Annotated in this window: 18 protein-coding genes; 13 read left to right on the forward strand and 5 right to left on the reverse strand. The window is 37.5% G+C overall.

The genetic code is table 11. The features are described from left to right. Positions 1 to 523 precede the first annotated feature (523 nt). From MY533_RS08195 to nhaC, 8 genes are all read left to right on the forward strand, one after another. The gene (locus MY533_RS08195) at positions 524 to 1306 is read left to right on the forward strand and encodes a 3D domain-containing protein (protein ID WP_248718702.1); all 783 of its coding nucleotides are present in this window, start codon (positions 524 to 526) and stop codon (positions 1304 to 1306) included. A 186-nt stretch (positions 1307 to 1492) separates the two neighbouring features. After that, positions 1493 to 2044 carry a superoxide dismutase family protein gene (locus tag MY533_RS08200; protein ID WP_132363714.1) on the forward strand — a complete coding sequence of 184 codons (552 nt, stop codon included), beginning with the start codon at positions 1493 to 1495 and terminating at the stop codon, positions 2042 to 2044. A gap of 426 nt (positions 2045 to 2470) precedes the next feature. Further along, complete coding sequence (locus MY533_RS08205) at positions 2471 to 3463, forward strand: TAXI family TRAP transporter solute-binding subunit (protein WP_248718703.1); 993 nt, start codon at positions 2471 to 2473, stop codon at positions 3461 to 3463. A 404-nt stretch (positions 3464 to 3867) separates the two neighbouring features. Then, the gene (locus tag MY533_RS08210) at positions 3868 to 4383 is read left to right on the forward strand and encodes a DUF1850 domain-containing protein (RefSeq protein WP_132363712.1); all 516 of its coding nucleotides are present in this window, start codon (positions 3868 to 3870) and stop codon (positions 4381 to 4383) included. Continuing rightward, positions 4380 to 6419 carry a TRAP transporter permease gene (locus tag MY533_RS08215; RefSeq protein ID WP_132363710.1) on the forward strand — a complete coding sequence of 680 codons (2040 nt, stop codon included), beginning with the start codon at positions 4380 to 4382 and terminating at the stop codon, positions 6417 to 6419. The genes MY533_RS08210 and MY533_RS08215 overlap by 4 nt, the downstream gene beginning before the upstream one ends. A gap of 294 nt (positions 6420 to 6713) precedes the next feature. Continuing rightward, entirely contained in the window at positions 6714 to 6857 is a 144-nt protein-coding gene (locus MY533_RS08220) for a hypothetical protein (protein ID WP_248718704.1), read from the forward strand. A gap of 332 nt (positions 6858 to 7189) precedes the next feature. After that, a complete protein-coding gene (locus MY533_RS08225; protein ID WP_248718705.1) occupies positions 7190 to 8305 on the forward strand; it encodes an amidohydrolase in 1116 nt (371 codons plus the stop codon). 273 nt (positions 8306 to 8578) lie between these two features. Then, on the forward strand, positions 8579 to 10024 hold the full coding sequence (nhaC, locus tag MY533_RS08230; protein WP_248718706.1) for a Na+/H+ antiporter NhaC: 1446 nt from the start codon (positions 8579 to 8581) through the stop codon (positions 10022 to 10024). Between the two features lie 105 nt (positions 10025 to 10129). Here nhaC and MY533_RS08235 read toward each other — a convergent pair whose 3' ends face one another. Further along, entirely contained in the window at positions 10130 to 11371 is a 1242-nt protein-coding gene (locus MY533_RS08235; RefSeq protein WP_248718707.1) for a hypothetical protein, read from the reverse strand. Between the two features lie 85 nt (positions 11372 to 11456). Here MY533_RS08235 and MY533_RS08240 point away from each other — a divergent pair, with 85 nt between their 5' ends. Beyond that, a complete protein-coding gene (locus MY533_RS08240; RefSeq protein WP_248718708.1) occupies positions 11457 to 12569 on the forward strand; it encodes a mandelate racemase/muconate lactonizing enzyme family protein in 1113 nt (370 codons plus the stop codon). Between the two features lie 12 nt (positions 12570 to 12581). Further along, positions 12582 to 13262 carry a GNAT family N-acetyltransferase gene (locus MY533_RS08245; protein WP_248718709.1) on the forward strand — a complete coding sequence of 227 codons (681 nt, stop codon included), beginning with the start codon at positions 12582 to 12584 and terminating at the stop codon, positions 13260 to 13262. Positions 13263 to 13319: 57 nt separating this feature from the next. On the opposite strand, the gene MY533_RS08250 is transcribed toward MY533_RS08245, so the two are convergent. Further along, positions 13320 to 14027: a Fe-S oxidoreductase gene (locus tag MY533_RS08250; RefSeq protein WP_248719179.1), complete on the reverse strand. Its 708-nt coding sequence runs from the start codon at positions 14025 to 14027 to the stop codon at positions 13320 to 13322. Positions 14028 to 14146: 119 nt separating this feature from the next. Here MY533_RS08250 and MY533_RS08255 point away from each other — a divergent pair, with 119 nt between their 5' ends. Both MY533_RS08255 and MY533_RS08260 read left to right on the forward strand, forming a co-directional pair. Further along, entirely contained in the window at positions 14147 to 14575 is a 429-nt protein-coding gene (locus MY533_RS08255; protein WP_248718710.1) for a DUF4395 domain-containing protein, read from the forward strand. Between the two features lie 499 nt (positions 14576 to 15074). Continuing rightward, complete coding sequence (locus MY533_RS08260) at positions 15075 to 15566, forward strand: GNAT family N-acetyltransferase (protein WP_248718711.1); 492 nt, start codon at positions 15075 to 15077, stop codon at positions 15564 to 15566. Between the two features lie 62 nt (positions 15567 to 15628). On the opposite strand, the gene MY533_RS08265 is transcribed toward MY533_RS08260, so the two are convergent. From MY533_RS08265 to MY533_RS08275, 3 genes are all read right to left on the reverse strand, one after another. Further along, positions 15629 to 16594 (reverse strand): DMT family transporter, encoded by a 966-nt coding sequence (locus tag MY533_RS08265; protein WP_248718712.1) that lies wholly within the window; start codon positions 16592 to 16594, stop codon positions 15629 to 15631. Positions 16595 to 16684: 90 nt separating this feature from the next. Continuing rightward, complete coding sequence (gene pepT / locus MY533_RS08270) at positions 16685 to 17914, reverse strand: peptidase T (RefSeq protein ID WP_248718713.1); 1230 nt, start codon at positions 17912 to 17914, stop codon at positions 16685 to 16687. Between the two features lie 219 nt (positions 17915 to 18133). After that, positions 18134 to 18784: a lysoplasmalogenase gene (locus MY533_RS08275; protein ID WP_248718714.1), complete on the reverse strand. Its 651-nt coding sequence runs from the start codon at positions 18782 to 18784 to the stop codon at positions 18134 to 18136. A 163-nt stretch (positions 18785 to 18947) separates the two neighbouring features. On the opposite strand from MY533_RS08275, the gene MY533_RS08280 reads away from it, so the two are divergent. After that, entirely contained in the window at positions 18948 to 20627 is a 1680-nt protein-coding gene (locus tag MY533_RS08280; RefSeq protein WP_248718715.1) for a hypothetical protein, read from the forward strand. Positions 20628 to 20630: the final 3 nt, after the last annotated feature.

Raw genomic sequence — 20630 nt, forward strand, 5'->3', positions numbered from 1 at the left:
TTTCGAATATTAATTTTAACTTCTTTGGAGCAAATGTTTTCTGTAGCGAAAGCTACAATTATGACAAGGCATAATTGATAAGTAGTGAAGTAGGTTAAATTGAAATATCAATGACTGACCCCTTATGTGGATGTATAGCTACTTGCTGCTATGGTTGATCTTTTAATAATTCGGTAGCAGCTGCAGTATTTAGATTGAGTATTGCATAACAATCATTTGTAAAGTTGTTATTTTATTAACTTCCATCCAAAATTCCCCTTTACCATATTATCGGATAAAAACACCAATTTTCCAATATGTAAAAATTGCAAATAGTGCTGCGGTTTTCTTCGTAAAATTGTTCGTTTTACCAAAAATATATTCAATATTGTATATTTTTCCTCCTTTATAGTAATAATTCGTAATATCAGGTTCATTAGTCCTGAGTTATTAATTGCATTCTCTAGCATGTTTGCATAAAAGAGCCTAACTCTAGTGTGCTAGCAGCAGATTGCAACATATTAAAATACGGAGGTTTTAAAATATGAAAAAACAAGCTTTAGCTTTAGCTGTAACATTGATCTTGGGATTAGGTGTATGTGCTAGCCCATCCTTTGCTAAGGACACAATTTCTTTTAGGCCATTCGATATGTTATGGGGAATCTCAAAAATTTACAATTTAACTTTAGGAGATTATGAGCCACTGGATGAGACAGGCTCGACATGGTTTTATCCAGAGCAAAATTTAAATGTAGTTGAGCCAAAAATTGATAAATCGTTGAAAGATCAACATTTCGTTGAGGCCGGTGATACATTATTTACAATTGCTCGTATAAACGGAGTGTCAGTGCAAGAATTAAAGGAATGGAATAATCTCTCATCTGATTTAATTTATGTAGGTGAAACATTGGCTATTAAAGCATCCGCGGCAAAACCTAAAACTGCCGAAAACAAAACTAAAAAGGTAGCAACGACACCAAGTAAAAAGAAAGTAACGACATCAAGCACAAACACAGTGAGTGCTCCAACGAATACGGGCAAAACGTTAACAATGCGAGCAACTGCCTATACAGCGTATTGTGAAGGGTGTTCAGGGGTGACAGCGAATGGAACAGATATCAGAGCAAATCCGAACTTAAAGGTAATTGCTGTAGATCCGCGTGTAATTCCTCTTGGTACAAGAGTTTGGGTTGAAGGTTATGGAGAAGCAATCGCAGCAGATACTGGCGGAGCGATAAAAGGTAATAAAATTGATGTATTTATTCCTACCGAGGGACAAGCTCGTCAGTGGGGCGTCAAACATGTAACTGTAAAAATTTTAAATTAATGTCATTTGTTGGGTATCTCTAAGAATGGAGATATCCTTTTATTTTGCATTGTTTTTAAGAATCAACATTGGTTAAAAGCCAAGTGTACAAAGTTTACTTTGTAACCAACAATTCACAAAATTCTCAGCGAAATTGCATAAGTGGAAGGAATGTTGGCAACCATCTGAAATAGAGGAGGTATTTTTATGAAAAAAATGAGCTTAATAATTATTTCTTTATTAGTATTTGTCGGTGGTTGTAGCTTCTTTGAAAAGAAGGAGCAAAAAGTGGCAGTTAACGCAAGTTCAGGACCAACTGCAACTGCGAAAGTAATTGGTAAAAATAATGAAAGCTATGGCAATGCCTATTTTGAGGAAGAGGATAATGGGGTTAAGGTGACACTTGCGCTATCAGGATTGCCACCCGGAACTCACGGCATTCATATCCATGCAGTTGGGAAGTGTGAACCGCCAACATTTGAATCAGCAGGTCCGCATTTTAATCCGACGCATAAAGAGCATGGGAAGCTTAATCCTAAGGGATACCATTTAGGGGATCTTCCGAATTTAGAAGTTGGAGAAGATGGTAAAGTAGATATGACTTTCTTAGCTGAAGGACAAACATTAGAAAAAAATGCGGCTAACTCATTGTTACGTGATGGAGGTACTACATTAATCATTCATGAATCTGAGGATGATTATAAAACAGATCCTTCCGGTAATTCTGGTGCTAGAATTGCTTGTGGCATTATCCAATAAGGAAAATGACTCGACTGTATCTGAAGCAAAACACTTTAGATACAGTATTTTTGTTTTGGGGGTAAAAATCGACAATATTTTGGTTTATTAAAATGAATGTTAAGTATATAAGCCGGAACGGAAATCCCCTCACATGATGATAAGTATTCCTCTTATAAAAGAAGAATTAAACGGTTATTTTAATTATAAACATACATTTTTTATACATACGGGAACTAGAAAAGTTTTCTTGCAAAAAGAATTTAATAGTTTAATGTAGATAAAAATAGTGTGAGGTAGTTATTGGTGAACTCCATGAATAATAGGTATTTAAGAAAAATAGTATAATTATAAAAGACTGAATTTACTATAAATAGATTGACATTATTATACTATGTTTGATAATTTTAAGTAGATTATTACTTTTAACCAAGGGGGAAGGTTACAGTGAAGAAAAAACAATTTAGGCTATTAATGCTATTAAGTGCCTTTGCGCTATTGATTTTGGCTGCGTGTGGGTCTGATAGCGGAACAGGTTCAAAGGACTCGAATAAGGGCGAATCGGCATCATCTGAAAAGCCGAAATTTTTAAACTTATTAACAGGTGGAACGCAAGGTACTTACTATGCACTAGGTGGAACGTTTGCTGATTTCATTTCTAAAGAAACAGGCATTAAAACAACTGCTGAAGTATCTCAAGCATCTGCTGCCAACATGACGGCTTTGCAAGATGGTAAAGGTGAAATTGCATTTGTACAATCAGATATTGCTTACTACGCTACTGAAGGAAAATTTATGTTTGAAGGCAAAAAAATCGATTCAATTGCTGCTTTAGGTGCACTTTATCCAGAAACAGTACAATTAGTAACGACTGAAGCATCAGGCATTAAATCATACGCTGATTTAAAAGGGAAAAAGGTATCTGTAGGTGCGCCAGGTTCTGGTACTTACGCAAATGCTGAACAATTACTTGAAATCCATGGTTTAACAATGGATGATATCAAAGCGCAAAATCTTGATTTCGGTGAGTCTACTGACGGTCTACAATCAGGCCAAATTGATGCAGCGTTTATTACTGCAGGTACGCCAACTGGTGCAGTAGAGGCATTAAATGCAACAACTAAAGTGAATATTATCGGTATGGATGCTGGTAAAGCAGATGAGTTAATTGCTAAATACCCTTATTATGCAAAAGATACAGTAAAAGCTGGTACGTATGGGATTGCGAATGACACAGAAACAGTTTCGGTTCTTGCTATGCTAGCAGTGAAAAAAGATCTTCCGAAAGATGTTGTTTATTCGATGACGAAAGCTATTTATGATAATTCAGGTAAGATTTCCCATGCGAAAGGGGAGTTTATCAAAGCGAAGACAGGTTTAGATGGTATTAGTATTGATGTTCATCCAGGTGCTCAAAAATACTTTGATGAAAGGAAATAACAGAACATTTGGGTTTAAATTTTATCAAACTATAGCTTATAGCAAGTGAAAAGTTATTTTCTTAATACGAAGAGGCTCGGATTGCGTAAAGCTTCGAGTCTCTTTTCTTCCATTAAGTATAAGCCGTGAGTAATAGCGAATTCAAACACCTGTATCTGTCGCTACGCTTTCGGTACAAAAGACATTCGCTAAAATAAAGGAACTCAGTCTAAGAACGCCACGTCCTGTGGCAATTTATCTGTGCGAAAGCGAAGCGACAGCTACAATGACTGAGTGACCAACATAAATGCTGCTGACGCTGGGTTAGTACTACGCTTTCACGCAAAAATATTTGTTGGTCTAAAGCCTCCGGCGACAATCACTGAATTATGCCAGGGCATAATTGATGTGGGGGAACAGATGCAGTGCGAAAGAGAACAATCATAATTGTTTTAGCTTTTTTATGTATTTGCTTTAGTCTAGTCATTTTTCTTCCTCTTCAAAAGGTATTCGCATTTACGGAAACACGTATAAATGATCCGATAGTGCATTATATACCACTGACAACTGAGGATACATTTGAAATTAGATATACTCACTCTATCCATAAAACGGATGTACTCGAACATTATAAATGCATAGACGGAACACGTATTCAAATGTTAGGGATGGAGTATGAAAGTTTAGCAATCGGCATGCCAAGCTATGCAGAAAAAAATCAAACATTAACAGAACGCAATGGTAAATATTTTTTGCAGTTTGACAATGAAGTCATTGAAAATTTTACGATTTATATTGCCGATTTGGATTTAGACCTTGTATTAGATTACGAGAATTATGAATACGATTTAAAAAAAGACTTACAAAGGGGAAAATCCTATTTATTTGAGGTGAAGCGTTTATCGCTTTATGAACAATGGAAGGGAGTAAGGATGAAATGACGACACAGCATACATCAAACGACGAAGTAAAAAAAGAAGAATTCGAACAAATATCAGCTGAAGAGCAACAAGCGATACTTGAGAAATATGATATTGAATCCAATGTCCGAACGGTATCGGGCATTATGAAGCATGTCATTTTCTTTGGATTACTAGCGTTTTCATTGTTCCAGCTTTACACGGCAATTAAAGGCCAATTTCCAGCGCAAATTCAGCGCACGATACATTTAGGTTTTGGTTTGACCCTAATTTTCTTGTTATTCCCTGCTCGAAAAAAAGCAGCAAAGAATAAAATAGCATGGTTTGATTATATTTTAGCGGTATTATCCATTGTTGTAGGTTCATATTGGACAATGAATTATACAGAGCTTGTTAATAGTAACGGTACTATTTCGCAAACAGATTTTATTGTAGGTCTTATAGCTGTCGTGTTGGTGCTTGAAGCAGCCCGTCGTGCAGTAGGTATACCGATTACTATCATTGCTATATGTTTCTTAATATATGCCTATTTCGGACCATATTTCCCAGATTTCATGGCGCATAGAGGGCAAGATATTGAGAGTATTGTTAATCTCATGTATTTTACGACAGATGGGATTTTTGGAACACCAATTAGTGTCTCAGCCACATTTATTTTTGTGTTTTTGCTTTTTGGAGCATTCCTTGTCAAAACAGGTGTTGGCCAATACTTTAATGATTTAGCAGTATCTCTTGCAGGTAAATTAATTGGTGGTCCTGCAAAAGTGGCGGTTTTTTCTAGTGCACTTCAAGGTACGATTTCAGGAAGCTCTGTAGCGAATGTTGTAACATCTGGATCATATACGATTCCAATGATGAAAAAGCTTGGGTACCGTAAGGAGTTCGCAGGTGCGGTTGAGGCAGCAGCATCTACGGGTGGGCAGTTAATGCCTCCGATTATGGGTGCAGCAGCGTTTTTAATGGTCGAATTTATCGGTCGTGGAATAACGTATTGGGATATTGCAAAGGCTGCGGCGATACCTGCATTGCTTTATTTTACAGGCATTTGGATTATGACTCACTTCGAAGCGAAACGTGTAGGTTTAAAAGGTTTACGTGATGATCAAATGCCAAATCGTCGAGAGGTATTTAAGAAAATTTACCTTCTATTACCGATAATCTCTATCATTGTTTTAATGTTAACAGGTACACCAGTCATGCATGCAGCGCTTTACGGTATTCTTATTTCAATTGGCGTTGCTATGTTTAATAAGGAAACACGTTTAAAGCCAATGGATATTATTGATGCATTAGTTGAAGGGGCTCGTACAGCACTTGGTGTTGTAGCGGCAACAGCTTGTGCGGGTATTATCGTAGGTGTTGTTGTAAAAACAGGTCTAGGCTTAAGTTTAGCTAATAGTTTAGTAGAATTAGCTGGTGGTAGTATTATTTTAACGCTAATTTTTGTGATGATTGCTTCCTTAATTCTTGGAATGGGAGCTCCGACAACAGCGAACTATGTAATCACATCAACAATTGCTGCTCCTGCGATCGTAGCGTTATTATCACCGAATACACCACAGGAATTAGTACCAGTAGTTGTGTTATTATCGGCACACTTCTTTGTATTCTACTTTGGTATTATTGCTGATATAACCCCGCCTGTTGCACTTGCAGCTTTTGCGGCTTCGGGAATCTCTGGTGGAGATCCAATTAAAACAGGTGTAAACTCAGCGAAGCTTGCGATTGCAGCATTTATTATTCCGTATATGATTGTATTTTCACCGGCATTACTAATGATTGATACAACTATACCTGAAATTATATGGGTAGTAATCACGGCCATTACAGGGATGGTAGCGATAGGTGCGGGAGTAATCGGTTTCTGGTATCGCAAATTGCATTGGTTTGAACGTATTATTGCGATTGCAGCTGGTTTATTACTGATCTATCCAGAAAAATTCTCAGATTGGGCTGGTTTAGCAATCTTTATTGTTATGTTTGTTATTCAATATGTAACGCAACAAAAAGATAACGGTGATGGTGATCAAAAAAGTAAAACGGGCGCTATAGCTTAAGGAATAGGTAAAAAGGGCTTACTCATTTTCTAGGTTAGTAAATGCTTTGCATGTTTACGGGGTAATGGAAGCGTGCAAAGTATATAGAACACTTGTTTTATAAGTTTTACCATGAAGGGAGATGTATCGTAATGATACATCTCTTTTTCTCATTAACGCCGAATTTTAATCTAAAAAGTAGATGGTTTTTATACTTTTTATGCATAAGGAGCATCGTTTATTGTTTTTTTACAAAGGTCATTGTATAATTCTTTTATCAGAAAATTCAATCAAATAAAAAGGAGAGATGATTAAATGAAAAATTTGTTTAACTCAAAATTTGAAACATATTTAATGGATCAGGAACTGGAGCTTAATATGGAAGAGGAAAAAAATGAGGAGCAACTATTGATGGTGCATTATGATGAATATCCAGAAGGTTTTTTTACAAGTTTATAATAAATATTTGTAGGACTGTGCTAAAGGTAGAAATAACTTTTAACACGGTCCTTCATTTTTTTTAGAAAAATTGAAAGTGATATTTTTTAAAATGTATCCGTTGACCTTCGTTCTAACTGGGCGACTCTTGGAAATCAGCATTAGAGGAACGAAGGCTAAAACCATCCCGTCCTGTGATAACGACTTGGTCAACATCGTTTTTTGCCCAAGACGTGCAGCGAAGCACCCAGTCGAAACATAAATCAACCTACGCGTTATGTTCATTGTCCTCTTTTTTTTACGAAATAGTTTCCTGTATAATGGGAAACAAAAATGCGTATAGAGGTGTAGTTATGTCAAATGCTGTAATGTTAGAGGAGAAAATTTATCAATGGTTTGATCATTTTCATAAATACCCTGAAGTGAGTTGGAAGGAATTTGAAACTACTAAAAAGATAGCGTCGATTTTAGATGAGTTAAACGTATCCTATCGGTTGTTAGGGGATGTTCCAGGGCTTATTGCAGAAATTGGTACAGGTGATGAAATTGTTGCTGTACGTGCAGATATAGATGCTTTGTGGCAAGAAGTGGATGGGAAGTGGCAAGCGAACCATTCGTGTGGGCATGATGCAAATATCACGATGGTGCTAGGTGCTTTATTACTGCTAAAAGATCAACCATTGCAACATCGCGTTCGTTTTATTTTCCAGCCTGCTGAAGAACTTGGAAATGGAGCCTGTGCAGCCTTTGAACGCGGAGCTGTTGAGGGCGTATCGCATTTATTTGGTGTTCATTTAAGACCCATTGAAGAGCTACCACTTGGCAAGGTGTCACCCGCTATCCATCATGGTTCGGCATATTTTTTAGAAGGAACAATACGAGGTACTGATGCCCATGGTGCTAGACCTCATCAAGGTAAAAATGCAATCGATGTTATTATGGCCGTACAACAAATGCTCAATAGCATACATTTATCACCTTTCGAGCCTCATTCGGCAAAGTTAACGAAAATTGTTGCAGATGGTGGTAGTACGAATATTATTCCAGGTACTGCGAGCTTCTCTATGGATATTCGCGCGCAACGTAATAACCAACTAGAATTGCTTCGTAGTCGTATTGAGTTTGGCTTAACATCAATCAAGCAGCAGTTTGAGATTGATATGGGGTGGGAATGGTTAGATTTCACACCTGGCGCAGAGGTTTCTTCAGTTGCTGCACGTATGGCTAAAGACGCGATTATTGAAACGCTTGGAGAAACGCATTTAGCTGAGGAAATAACAACACCTGGAAGTGACGATTTCCATTTTTACACAGTTAAAAAACCTGAATTAAAAGCAACGATGATTGGGATTGGTGCCGACTTAACTCCAGGATTACATCATCCAAAAATGACTTTTGAACGCAATGCACTAATTGATGCTGCACAGGTACTTGCTTGTGTGCTAGAAAAAAAACCTGAATATGAATAACGTTAGCGAGAGGGAGCTATATCAAAAGTGCAAAATTCTTTTGATATAGTTCCTTTTTCTTTTCTTTTTTGTAGAAATGTATGAATATTTTGTATTGTCTCAAATGGCTATTTGAAAGCGTTTTAATGCGCAAAAATAGTCGAAATTGCTAGAGAAGCATAAAATTTTTGCGTTGACTTTTAATTTTTTGAATATTACGCTAAAAAAGCGTAAAAATTATTTGCGTCTTTGACAATCGAGATTAACAATTAGTGCAAAAAAGGGGATGGATTCATGAAAAAAGAGATTAATGCGGGTTGGGCACTTCTGACTTTTGCAATAATGATTATAGCTATGCTAGTTACAGTAGTTGTGTTAAAGCAAAGTCCTCACGTACCACTTATTATTGGAACAACTGTAGCAGCCATTGTCGCTAAAATACATGGATTTAAGTGGATAGAAATTGAGGAAATGATGTATAAGGGGATACGTCTAGCTTTACCAGCCATTGTTATTATTATTTTAGTAGGTTTGACAATTGGCGCATGGATTGGCGGCGGTGTTGTCGCAACAATGATTTATTTTGGTTTAAAATTAATTTCTCCAGCTTGGTTTTTAGTAACAATCATGCTGTTATGTGCCATTGTTTCACTGGCAATTGGTAGCTCATGGTCGACGATGGCGACAATCGGTGTTGCTGGTATGGGTATCGGTTTAAGTATGGGAATCCCTGCAGCAATGATTGCTGGAGCTGTTATTTCAGGCGCGTACTTTGGTGATAAGATGTCACCGTTGTCGGATACTACTAACCTCGCAGCAGGTTTAACAGGTACCGACTTATTTGATCATATTAAGCACATGCTTTATACAACAATTCCAGCATTAGTCATTGCCATTGTTGTATTTGGTATCATGGGAAGAAGCTTCGCAGATATCTCAATGAAATCCGAAAGCATTTTAACAACATTAAAAGTAATGGAGGAAAGCTTTGTTATTTCTCCTTGGTTATTGCTTGTACCAGTTGGTGTAATTGTATTGGTAGCGAAAAAAGTCCCTGCAATTCCAGCTTTAATTATCGGAATAATCTCAGGATTCTTACTACAAATCTTCGTACAAGGCGGCACACCTACAATGGCTGTACATGCTTTACAAGAAGGATTTGTGATTTCAACTGGCAATGACATGGTGGACAATCTATTTAACCGTGGTGGCTTAGATTCGATGATGAATACGGTTTCAATGACAATTGTGGCTATGACATTCGGTGGGGTGTTAGAATATTCCGGCATGTTAAAAGCTCTTATGAATGTCATTATGAAATTTGCTAAATCAACAGGAAGCTTAGTTGCTTCAACGATTGCTGCATGTATTACAACAAATGCCACATGTTCTGAGCAGTATATTTCAATTGTTGTTCCGTCACGTATGTTTGCGAATGTGTATAGAGAGCGTGGCTTGCATTCGAAAAACTTATCTCGTGCGTTAGAAGATGGGGGCACACTAACTTCTGTATTTTTCCCATGGAATACTTGTGGAGTCTTTATTTTAGCAACGTTAGGGGTAGGCGCTATGGAATATGCACCATATGCAATTATTAATTTCCTTGTACCTATCATTTCTATTTTTTATGCATATATCGGATTTGCAATTGTTAAGCTGACACCGGAAGAAATGGAAGCAGCAGAGAAGCGCAAAAAAGAGGAAGAACTAAATAATACTGATATGGTCATGGCTGATTAAATCTCTTCGGATAGGAATTAAAGTCTCGCGGATGCAAAGGCATCTGCGAGAGCTTTCAGTTAAATTCCTTTCAGAAGGAAGCAATATGCCTCGGCATCATTGCTCTTAATAGGTTGCAAAATTCAATTCATATATTGTGCGTGGGCGACCTTGTTGATGTGTCATTTCTTCACCAACAACTTTTGCATAACCGTTATCCACTAATTTTTTAATTATGCGCTCTGTTGTGCGACGAGTAACCTGTAAGTATTCAGAAAGATTATGGGATGTAAATTGCGCTGATTGTCGCTCTCGGCTAAAATGAATGATCTTGGATATATTTAATGGACTTAAGCTTGTTTGCTTTGCCATTTGTAAAATGTAAGGATCATCTGTTTTTAAAGCTAGTTTTACTTCCGATTTTGGAAATGGACCTAGCAAATTTTTATGTTCATCTAGTATATAAATTTCACAAGGTTTAGCAAATGTTAAAGCATTTTTAGCATTTTGGTTAGCTTCAAATATTGAATGACCATACCCAAAAGCTAGTTTAAATGGCTGATCAGTTTGATGGTACAAGTTCTGTAAGGTCTCTTTTTCGAGTGCCTTTTGCAAATGCCCAGCTGTCGTATATAGCTCAAAAGAGTAAGGTGAAATTTCTTTATAAGTTGCATGTGTAGTAGCGGCGATATGCGTTAACATATCATGTTCTATAGGTTTATTTTCAAGAGCTTCTAAAAGTCCAACTACAGCTTTGACAGATTCGGATTTTAGAAGAAGTGATTGGGATTTCGTTTCCTCTAAGCATTGTACAATGGAGTTAGTAGCATCTAACATGCGCATTGCAGGTATTTGAAGAGCTTGTAATTCATCGAACACACTATGGATACTTGTTATGACAAAATCAATGCTGTTAGCCTCCCATAAAGCTATATGATGCTGCAATATAGAGTGGGTGGATTTCGTGATAGAAATAGGTTGGATATATGGTTTTGAACCACGATACTCTATTTCTGTTAGAACATTTTCTACAATAGCGGGATTCATAACATCAATGGAAATTCTATTTAAAGGTACTGCATGATTGGCTATAAGCGATAATAAAGTTGTAGAAATTGCCGTCTCATCTTGTTTAATATAATTCCATGGGATTGGCAGTTCTGACAGTGCAGGTCGGGCATGTAAATAGGGGAGTGTTCCCCCGAATAATAGGGCATCACATGGCTTCATTTCCTTTAACAAAACGGGTGCTTCTGTAGGTTGCTTGTAAAGGTGAAAATCTATTTGAATATTCTCTATGTTTTGTGCGATACTGTTTATACGCTTCATAAATGCTTTAGAGCAGATAATCGCTATTTTAGTAGACATAGGCAAAGTTCCTTTTCTATTCTATATTTTTTCAACAATTAGCGACGTATTAGCGACAACTATATTATACAGGAGATTGATCAAAATGAAAATCCAACAAGTAGAAATTTTTGCAATTCATTTACCACTTATTGATCCATTTATTATCAGCTATGCTACATATGATACAATGCCTTCTATTATTTTGAAGTTGACGACAGACACAGGAATTGTGGGCTACGGTGAAGCAGTACCAGATGAGCACGTAACAGGGGAGACGTGGGAGAGCACATATGCTGTATTAAAGAACCAGCTTGCCCCTGCAATCATCGGAGAAGACCCAATGGCCTTTGAAAAACTTCACGATAAAATGAATAAAGTCGTGAAGGATGCACCAGCAGCGAAAGCAGCGATTGACATTGCTTGTTTCGATATTGCAGGGAAAGCATTACAAGTCCCAGTGTATCAACTACTAGGTGGGCGTTATCATGAGAAATTCCCGATTACACATGTACTAAGCATTGGAACACCTGAGGCGATGGCAGAAGAGGCGGTTACCCGTGTAGAGATGGGCTATCGATCTTTTAAAATGAAGGTAGGAACAGAGGTAGGCCGTGATGTTGCTCGAATTAAAGCGGTGCGTGAACGTATTGGTGAAGATATCGCCATTCGAGTAGATGTAAACCAAGGATGGGGCAATGCGTCAACTACTTTACAAGGTTTACGTGCATTAAAGGATCTAAATATCGATTGGTTAGAGCAGCCAGTAGATAGTGAAGATATTGATGGTATGGTAGAAGTGAAGTCGAAAACAGATGTACCATTAATGATTGATGAAGGGCTTCGCGGTGTACGTGAAATGCGTGAAATTATTGCAAAGCGTGCTGCAGATAAAGTCAATATTAAATTAATGAAGTGCGGTGGAATTTATCCTGCTATGAAACTAGCAGTGATGGCTGAAATGGCAGGCATTGAATGTCAAATCGGTTCAATGGTAGAATCATCGGTTGGTTCAGCAGCAGGTTTCCATGTAGCATTCTCTAAAAAAATAATGACAAGTGTAGAATTAACAGGTCCATTAAAATTCTCTAAGGATGTTGGAAACTTACACTATGATGTGCCATTTATTTGTTTAAATGAAAAACCAGGATTAGGTGTAGACATAGATGAAGAAATCCTTCAAGAATTATGTAAGTTCTCAACAATTGTAACAGCCTAAGGAGGCGGCGGAATGGAAAAAATTTACGAAGGCATGCTTGGAGAAACGCCGTTTTTTGTGACAACATTAAATCTTCAGCATTTGCAAGAGATTGAAAACTTACAGCTTGTAGTTTATCAAGCATTAGCGGACCAAAGTGTTTTACAACCACTAAGCACTGAGGAGTTTAACTATATTTTAAGCGGCAATGGCATGATGATAGGTGCTTACGTAGGAGATGAGTTAATTGCCTTTCGTGCATTATTGAATCCACCTGTTGATGCCGAACACCTTGGCTATGATTGTGGAATTGCCGAGGATGAATTTCATAAAGTGTTATATCAAGAAATATCGAATGTCTCACCAACATATCGTGGCTATGGATTACAAAAAACATTAGCCCAAATTGTTATGGGACATATCGATTTAGAAAAATATGATTATGTATGCTCAACAGTAAAGCCATATAATATCCCTAGCTTGAAAGATAAATTTTCTCAAGGATTAGTCGTGAAGGGATTAAAGATTAAGTATGTAGATAAGCTACGCTATATTTTTTATAAAGATTTGCGTCAAGAGCTACCTACTTTTACAGAAAAGCAGTCGATATCGATGGGAGATACAGTTAGTCAGCAACAGCTTTTGAAGCAGGGGTATACAGGTACTTCTATGTTTGAGGAGCAAAATGATTGGTTTGTCGTTTATGAAAAATAAATAACAGAAAAAGCCTTACCTTTTATTGTGAGAGGTAAGGCTTTTTTTAGGAGATTTTTATTTCATCGGGCAAAAGCCACAAGCCATTAAACCAGGTATGTCTTTAGAAAAACAGCATGATTTTCGTACAGGAACGTTCACTAAAGTAGTGGGGCTTTGACCTCCTGTATATTGTGCCCACCAAGATTTGTTGGAGAAGCGAGCCCATGTTTTAGGGTCCTCTAAAGCTTCAATATCCTCCATCGCTTGATCAGCTAGTCCAGGATTAGAAAGCAATACATGATAGTGCCAAAGTAGATATCCAAAGAAATTCTCCCAAATAGTAAGAGGGGAAATAGATGTTACTTTACGGAGCTGTTGAACGATAACATGCCCATCATATAGAATGTTCTCAATAACAGTTTGACGTTCTTCCTCCTCGACATAGCGCCAATCGTTAGGGTTAACAAACATTGCGACTGTAAAACTGTCGAATTCTTTTGCTGCATCAAAGCGAAGCTCGATAGGTTTTCCATTCCATACCTCATCATAGGCAGCAAGCATGTAAAGTTGCATAGCGAAAAACATACCGTAGCGGCGTGCAAAGTGCGAAATAGCGGCTGTTTCTGTTGCTGCCTCCGTTATTCCCATCATAAGGTTTAAAAAGTCAGGGTGGTAAAAGTCCTTATGTATATCAGCTAATGTAAATAATGTCCGCTTTGGTTCTGTTGTATAAATGCTATAGGAATTCAATTGTCGAACTTGGTCCATCGTTAATGCTGGCATTGTCATCACCTTTTCTTTCAATCTTCTGCTACTTCAATTATAAATTAATCATTTTTGCTTCACAAATGGTATGCAATATAGTAAAATGCATTAAACGTATCTGAAAGGTGGGTTTTGAAATGTCACAGCCTCATGCAATTCCAAGGCCCCTCGTTCGACTCAATCAATGGACAATTTTGTTAAGTGTCATTCTAACGTGGATCACGGGGGTTGCTTGGATTTTAGCAATTCCTTTAGTAGCAAATTTACTTGGTGTTTTATGCAATTACAATCCTATTATTCGGGTAGGGAAGCTGTTTCTAAAAAATGCGCTATCTACATATATACCAGAGGATGCGCAACAGCAAAAATTTAATTCTAGTATTGCTAGTTTCTGTTTAGCAGGAGGGATTTTAGGTTACTTGCTTCAATGGCAGGTGGTTGGCTATCTCTTTACGGGAATGGTCGCTATAGCTTTATCGCTAGCAATTGCAGGCTTTTGTATAGGTTGTTTCTTTCATTTTCAGCTAAAGCAATGGCAATATCGTCGCTCGCTGAAGAAGGCGTAAAAAAAACTTAAAAAATTTTCAGATTAATGTTGACTTTGTAATTGATAATGATTATCATTATCGTATAAAGATTATTCCTCCTCTACAATACAGTGTAGAGAGGATGAACTTTAGCTACTTTTCTCCAGAAGTTTGCTAGTTCATGATAACGCTCCTAAAACCCCCCTCATTTTTTGGGAACGTAAAATCTCTAGACGACTCACTCCATTGTGATTGAGTCGTCTTTTTTTGATTGAAACGGCAATTGTTCCGATAAAACGGCATAATATTCCGATAAAATGATAATATGTTCCGATAAAAATGAAATCCCTATCATAACGTGTGGTTGATTTCTGTTCCGGCTAGGCTCCGCTTCGCTTTTCACTCGCATTGCTCTCTCCAAGGTCTCATCTGTGATTCAACCTCACGCTAATCCTAAAAAATATGTAACCTTAGATCATTATACCAAAAATTACAATTTAATATATAATATACCTTAATGAGGAGGGGTGTTTATTTTATGTTCTTTATTAGAAATCTCGAAGGTGGTAATGAAAAAGAGTTTGAGTTCTTTCTAGATATGTTATATGAATCTATCCATATTCCTGAGAATAAACCATCAAAAGAAGTTTTACTAAACTCGCCTGGCATAAGAACATATCATGAAGGTTGGGGGAGAAAGGGAGCTAAAGTGTTGATTGCCTTTGATACAGAAAATCAAACTGTTGGGGCAGTCTGGTACAGATTATTTGGCGACAATAATAAAGGCTACGGTTATATTGATGGCAACACGCCTGAAATAGGAATGGCTGTTTCAAAAGAAGTAAGAGGAAGAGGGGTGGGGACTTTACTAATGCATAAAATAATTCAACAAGCAAAGGATGCAGGATACAATACCATTTCACTTAGTGTAGACCTCGAAAATGACACGGCTATTAATATGTATCAAAAACTAGGTTTTAAAGATTATGAAGTAGTAGGGACATCTAAAACAATGATTTACAAATTATAGTGCTCTCTAGAATAAAAAATGTACAATACTAAAAGTAAATTAAGTAATGTACATTTTTCATATTACTGAGTAGGGCTGCTGCTATGAACAGCGCTTTTTTTCCCTAGTATCATCGTATAGTAGCTATGTAGCAGCATGCCAACAATGATGACACCTAAGCCTGCGAGTGCAATTGGATTTGGGAATGCAATGTCGAGCAATAATACTTCACCAATAATGACAAAGAGTATTTCTGTGGATTGTGTTGCTTCGACTGCTGCAAGCTTTCCTTGGTGATCGCGAACACGGTCCGTTGCAATGAAAAATAATGTTGTGGCGATGACACCAGAGCTTATACCAACAAGCAACGATTGCATCACTTGGTTGATGGAAGGTAGCCCAACCGTTGCTAATGCATAGATAGCTAGCATAATCCATACAGGCATCGAGGCGATGGTCATGCCGAGAACTCGTTGATATGTATCGATGCGTCCGCCACAGATTTCCATCATTTTGCGATTACCAAGAGGGTAGGCAAATGCAGCGATGACAACAGGTAAAATACCAAGCATTAAACTTTTAAACGGAACAGATTGTGCTTGTGGTAGTTGGATAAGTAAAATGCCAACTAAAATGACACATGAAATTAGTAATGAAATAAGCGGTATTTTTTGACGTACTGTTTTCTCAGCTACTATTGAAACAAATAGGGGAGCTAGTAATACGCCAGCGACAATTGTCAATTGCCATGTTCCAGAAACGAGCCAACCTGGACCGAACGCTGCTGCAAATGTCAGTGGTGCATAGAATAATACGAATCCAATAAAGCTCCAAAATAGCCAAGCGACAGGCTGTGCCTTCATTTCACCTGATAGTTTGGAAAAACCTTTTCGATAGAAGACGATCACAAGTAAAAACGGAAGCATGAAGAAATACCGCAAAGATGCACTCCAAAGCCAACTACCACCTTGCATTTCCATTGCATGATTTAATATAAATGTAACAGCAAAAAAAAGTGAGGCTAAAATGCCTAATGCAATTTCTTTCATTAAAATCACCTCAAAATCCTTTATGTAATTTGAAAATTCAGTTATTGATTTTTAAAAAATTATGAAGAAGGGGTAGACCCTTCTTCATAATTATTTTCCTTGTTGTTCAAAGAGCTGTACGATTTCGATAATGACTTGTGTAGCTTTCTCCATCGTTTCACCAGATACATATTCGAATTTACCGTGCATATTTTCGCCACCCGCAAAAATGTTTGGTGTTGGTAAGCCCATGTAAGAAAGCTGTGAACCATCAGTACCGCCACGGATTGGTAATGTAATTGGCGTAATATCTAACTTTTCCATCGCTGCGCGTGCAATGTCAACGATTTCTTTTACAGGCTCAATTTTTTCGCCCATATTATAGTATTGATCTTCCATTGTAATGCTTAAAGCATCCTCGTCATATTGGGCTTTAATTTTTGCCGCAGCATCAAGCATTAATTGTTTTTTCGCTTCGAACTTTTGACGGTCATGGTCACGGACAATATATGAGAGCTCAGTATGCTCGATCGAACCGTTAAAGCCCATTAAGTGAATAAAGCCTTCATAACCATCCGTTTTTTCCGGTACTTCATCAGTAGGCATTTCATTTTGGAAAGCGATCGCCATTGTGATGGCATTGACCATTTTATTTTTCGCAGATCCAGGGTGTACACTCGTACCTTTTGTCACAACCTTTACGCCTGCAGCATTAAAGCTTTCGTATTGTAGCTCGCCAAGTGGTCCGCCATCCATTGTATAAGCATAGTCGGCTCCAAATGCAGCCACATCGAATTTATGAGGACCACGGCCAATTTCTTCGTCAGGTGTAAACGCTATACGCAATTTACCATGTTTAATAGAAGGATTATTTACTAGGTATTCCATAGCCGTCATAATTTCTGCGATACCAGCTTTATCGTCAGCACCTAATAATGTAGTACCATCCGTTGTAATTAACGTTTGACCTACATAATTTTTAAGCTCAGGGAAATCTGTTGGCGACATCGCTAGATTTTCATTGAGCTGGATCGTTCCACCGTCATAGTTGTCAATGCGCTGTGGTTTAACGTTTGTGCCAGTAAAATCTGTTGTAGTGTCCACATGTGCTAAAAAGCCAATAGTAGGCACTGTTTTATCTGTATTTGCTTCGAGTGTTGCAAATAAATAACCATTTTCATCTAATGTAATGTCAGTTAAGCCTATTGCAGCAAGTTCATCTTTTAGTACATGCAATAAGTCAAATTGTTTTTGTGTTGAAGGAGTTGTTTCGCTTGTGAAATCAGATTGTGTATCAATTTTTGCATAACGAATTAAACGCTCGATTACTTGTTCTTTCATAAGTATGGCCTCCTAATGTGTATGTGTTTAACTTCTTTCAGCGGGCGCGCAAACATCCACTGAAATAGAGGAACTCAGTCTAAGACCGCCACATGCTGTGGCAATTATCTGTGCGAAAGCAAAGCAAAGCAACTACAACACCAACAACACACAACTGAGTGACCAATATCGTGTTGGCCTAAAACCTCCGGACATAATTATGCCGAGTCATAATTGTTATTATTGTAACACTTTACTTCGGATTTCGGAATATTGAGAAATGCTTAAGGCAATTAGTATTTGGGCGCTGTAATATGTCAACATAATAATCTCATGTGAAAATGGTAAAGGCATAACAAATTTATTAATAGCTAAATAGGAATCTGATGAAATAAAGAGCAGAGCGCCAATCGTTGCAAATGTAGAACCTGTTCGAATGGCAGTCCAACCCATCGTTAATATGACGGAAACATAGGCAATTACAGCGATACCAAGCACGACTTCTCCTGATGAAAATACAGTACCTGCAATCCACACAGCCATACTTGCTCCGTAAACGAGTAAGACAATCTTCGCCCAAGCAGGTACTTGTCGTTCATTCGTAGAAAAAAAGGCTAGGATATAAAAAATATGCCCGATTAAGAAGCTTGTTAGACCAATTAGAAACCATTGTAGGGTATAATCGCCGACCATACAAAACACAAGTCCGATGACAATCAGTAGTTGATACTTTTTAATGCCTAAATTTTTTGATGTAGCGGCTAAGATAATGATTAACAGCATTGGAATAACTTTAAAGATAAGTATCAAGCTTTCTGCAATATGGGACAGGAAAAAAACATAATAAAGACCGAACAAAATAATAAATGCTATTAAAAATTTTTTAGACAAAATTCTCATCTCCTTTTCTTTGAAATTCTTTATCTATGTAACAATTTCCTTTATTCTTTTGTGAAAGAAATGTACGAGAGGGTACCCATTTATCTTATGTATGAAACTTTTTTGGTATGTAGTCGTAAATAAGTGGACAGTAAGGTTAGAGAGGGTGAACAAAATGACTAAGCTATTAATAGCTTCGGCAGTCATTGGGCTAATCGCGAGTGTTTTATTAACACCGCTTATAACAAAAAAACGAGAAGATGGTGGATCTAAAAAGGTCATTGGTTACTTCTTTATCAGTGTATTTGTACTAGGGTTTTTAGCTACTGGTATAACAGTATATGTAACAACAATGGATGTAAACTGGCTTGCTTTTTGGCCCGTTATTATTTTATTAACATTAGGCGGCGCGCTTCTTGCAGGTGGTATAGAAAGAAAAATAAAGGGTGTTTTATTTTTAGCTAGTTTAGGTGTTGCCGTGTATGTATTATCAGCTCCTTTATGGAATGCTAATGAAAAATTTAAATCAGCTGAAATGAAGGAAGAGGTTGAAATAAAACCATTCGATGAAACACAAACACCAGCTAGTGTTCCTCCTAAATTCGCACGCAATAAGATGAAAAAAGCGTTCGGACAAGTACCGAATACAAGTTATTATGAGCTAGGACGCTTACAAATTCAAAAAGTGAATGGTGAGTATGTTTATATTGCCCCAGTTGAGTTTTCTGGTTTCTTTAAATGGATGAACGGTGGTTCGACTCCTGGTTACTTTATGATGAGTGCAACGGATTCAGCGGACAATCCTAAATTTGTTAAGCAGGAAATGAAGTATGTTCCGTCTGCTTATTTAAATTCAAATTTAGAACGTCATATACGTTTACAACATCCATTCCTTGTTTTTTGCGGAGATGTACAACTTGAAATTGATGATGATGGTAAACCATACTACATTCGTTCATATGGTGAATTTATTTCTGCGCGTAATGGCTTCGATGTAAAAGGGATTGTGCTTGTAGATGCGCTAACAGGAAAATCAGAAGTGATTAAGCTGGAGGATGTTCCAGAATTTATTGATGGAGCGGTTTCTCCAGAGACGGTAAGCTTACAAAATAGTTATTTCGGTAATTATGTTCATGGATTTTGGAACAGTAAGTTTGGTAAGAAAGATGTAAAGCTGCCTTCTGATGAGGGAACAGAGGAAAATGTTAGCCCAATTTTTAACGAGAAGGGCGAAATGTATTATTTCACAGACTTTACGAGCCCTAAAGAGGGTGTCGATTCAATGCTTGGCTATTCCTTAACAAATGCTAGAACAGGGCAAGCAACCTATTATACTGGAAATCAAGACGCTTCTTATATGGATTCACAAGGTAACTTGCAAATTATCGAGAAGAAATTTATAGAGAAAAAATGGTCTGGAGAAATGCCGGTGTTGTATAACTTTTACGGTGAAGCAAGCTGGCTAACAGCGGTACTTGATTCAAATGGTTTCTTACAAAATTACTTCATCGTATCTGCGGCAAATCCTGAAATTTCCGTATATGCAACGACTCCTAAAGAGGCATTAAAATTATATAAAACAGCCTTAAGCCGCGGTGGAACTACAGTCGAAGGAAGTTCACATGCGGAAAAGAAAAATGCAAGTGGAAAGGTGCTTCGCGTTTACAAGGAACGTCTCGGTGACTATACAGTTGTATCGTTCTTACTAAATAACGGTGAAAACTATTTAGTAAGCTCAGAAACAGAACCGCTTGCCATTTATTTGCAAGAAGGTGATGATGTCATTCTCACTTACGGAGATACAGGAGAGCAGTTCTTACCAGTTCGATCACTGATTATTAAAGGATTACAATAGAAG

The sequence above is a fragment of the Lysinibacillus sp. Ag94 genome, from assembly GCF_023242215.1.
In the GTDB taxonomy this organism is placed as follows: domain Bacteria; phylum Bacillota; class Bacilli; order Bacillales_A; family Planococcaceae; genus Lysinibacillus.

Excerpts from the sequence above, each read along its gene's own strand:
- MY533_RS08235 (WP_248718707.1), bottom strand. The coding sequence starts at position 11,371 with ATGTCTACTAAAATAGCGATTATCTGCTCTAAAGCATTTATGAAGCGT.
- nhaC (WP_248718706.1), top strand. The coding sequence starts at position 8,579 with ATGAAAAAAGAGATTAATGCGGGTTGGGCACTTCTGACTTTTGCAATA.
- MY533_RS08215 (WP_132363710.1), top strand. The coding sequence starts at position 4,380 with ATGACGACACAGCATACATCAAACGACGAAGTAAAAAAAGAAGAATTC.
- MY533_RS08250 (WP_248719179.1), bottom strand. The coding sequence starts at position 14,027 with ATGCCAGCATTAACGATGGACCAAGTTCGACAATTGAATTCCTATAGC.
- MY533_RS08260 (WP_248718711.1), top strand. The coding sequence starts at position 15,075 with ATGTTCTTTATTAGAAATCTCGAAGGTGGTAATGAAAAAGAGTTTGAG.
- MY533_RS08245 (WP_248718709.1), top strand. The coding sequence starts at position 12,582 with ATGGAAAAAATTTACGAAGGCATGCTTGGAGAAACGCCGTTTTTTGTG.
- MY533_RS08200 (WP_132363714.1), top strand. The coding sequence starts at position 1,493 with ATGAAAAAAATGAGCTTAATAATTATTTCTTTATTAGTATTTGTCGGT.
- MY533_RS08255 (WP_248718710.1), top strand. The coding sequence starts at position 14,147 with ATGTCACAGCCTCATGCAATTCCAAGGCCCCTCGTTCGACTCAATCAA.
- MY533_RS08225 (WP_248718705.1), top strand. The coding sequence starts at position 7,190 with ATGTCAAATGCTGTAATGTTAGAGGAGAAAATTTATCAATGGTTTGAT.
- pepT (WP_248718713.1), bottom strand. The coding sequence starts at position 17,914 with ATGAAAGAACAAGTAATCGAGCGTTTAATTCGTTATGCAAAAATTGAT.
- MY533_RS08265 (WP_248718712.1), bottom strand. The coding sequence starts at position 16,594 with ATGAAAGAAATTGCATTAGGCATTTTAGCCTCACTTTTTTTTGCTGTT.
- MY533_RS08240 (WP_248718708.1), top strand. The coding sequence starts at position 11,457 with ATGAAAATCCAACAAGTAGAAATTTTTGCAATTCATTTACCACTTATT.
- MY533_RS08195 (WP_248718702.1), top strand. The coding sequence starts at position 524 with ATGAAAAAACAAGCTTTAGCTTTAGCTGTAACATTGATCTTGGGATTA.
- MY533_RS08280 (WP_248718715.1), top strand. The coding sequence starts at position 18,948 with ATGACTAAGCTATTAATAGCTTCGGCAGTCATTGGGCTAATCGCGAGT.
- MY533_RS08220 (WP_248718704.1), top strand. The coding sequence starts at position 6,714 with ATGAAAAATTTGTTTAACTCAAAATTTGAAACATATTTAATGGATCAG.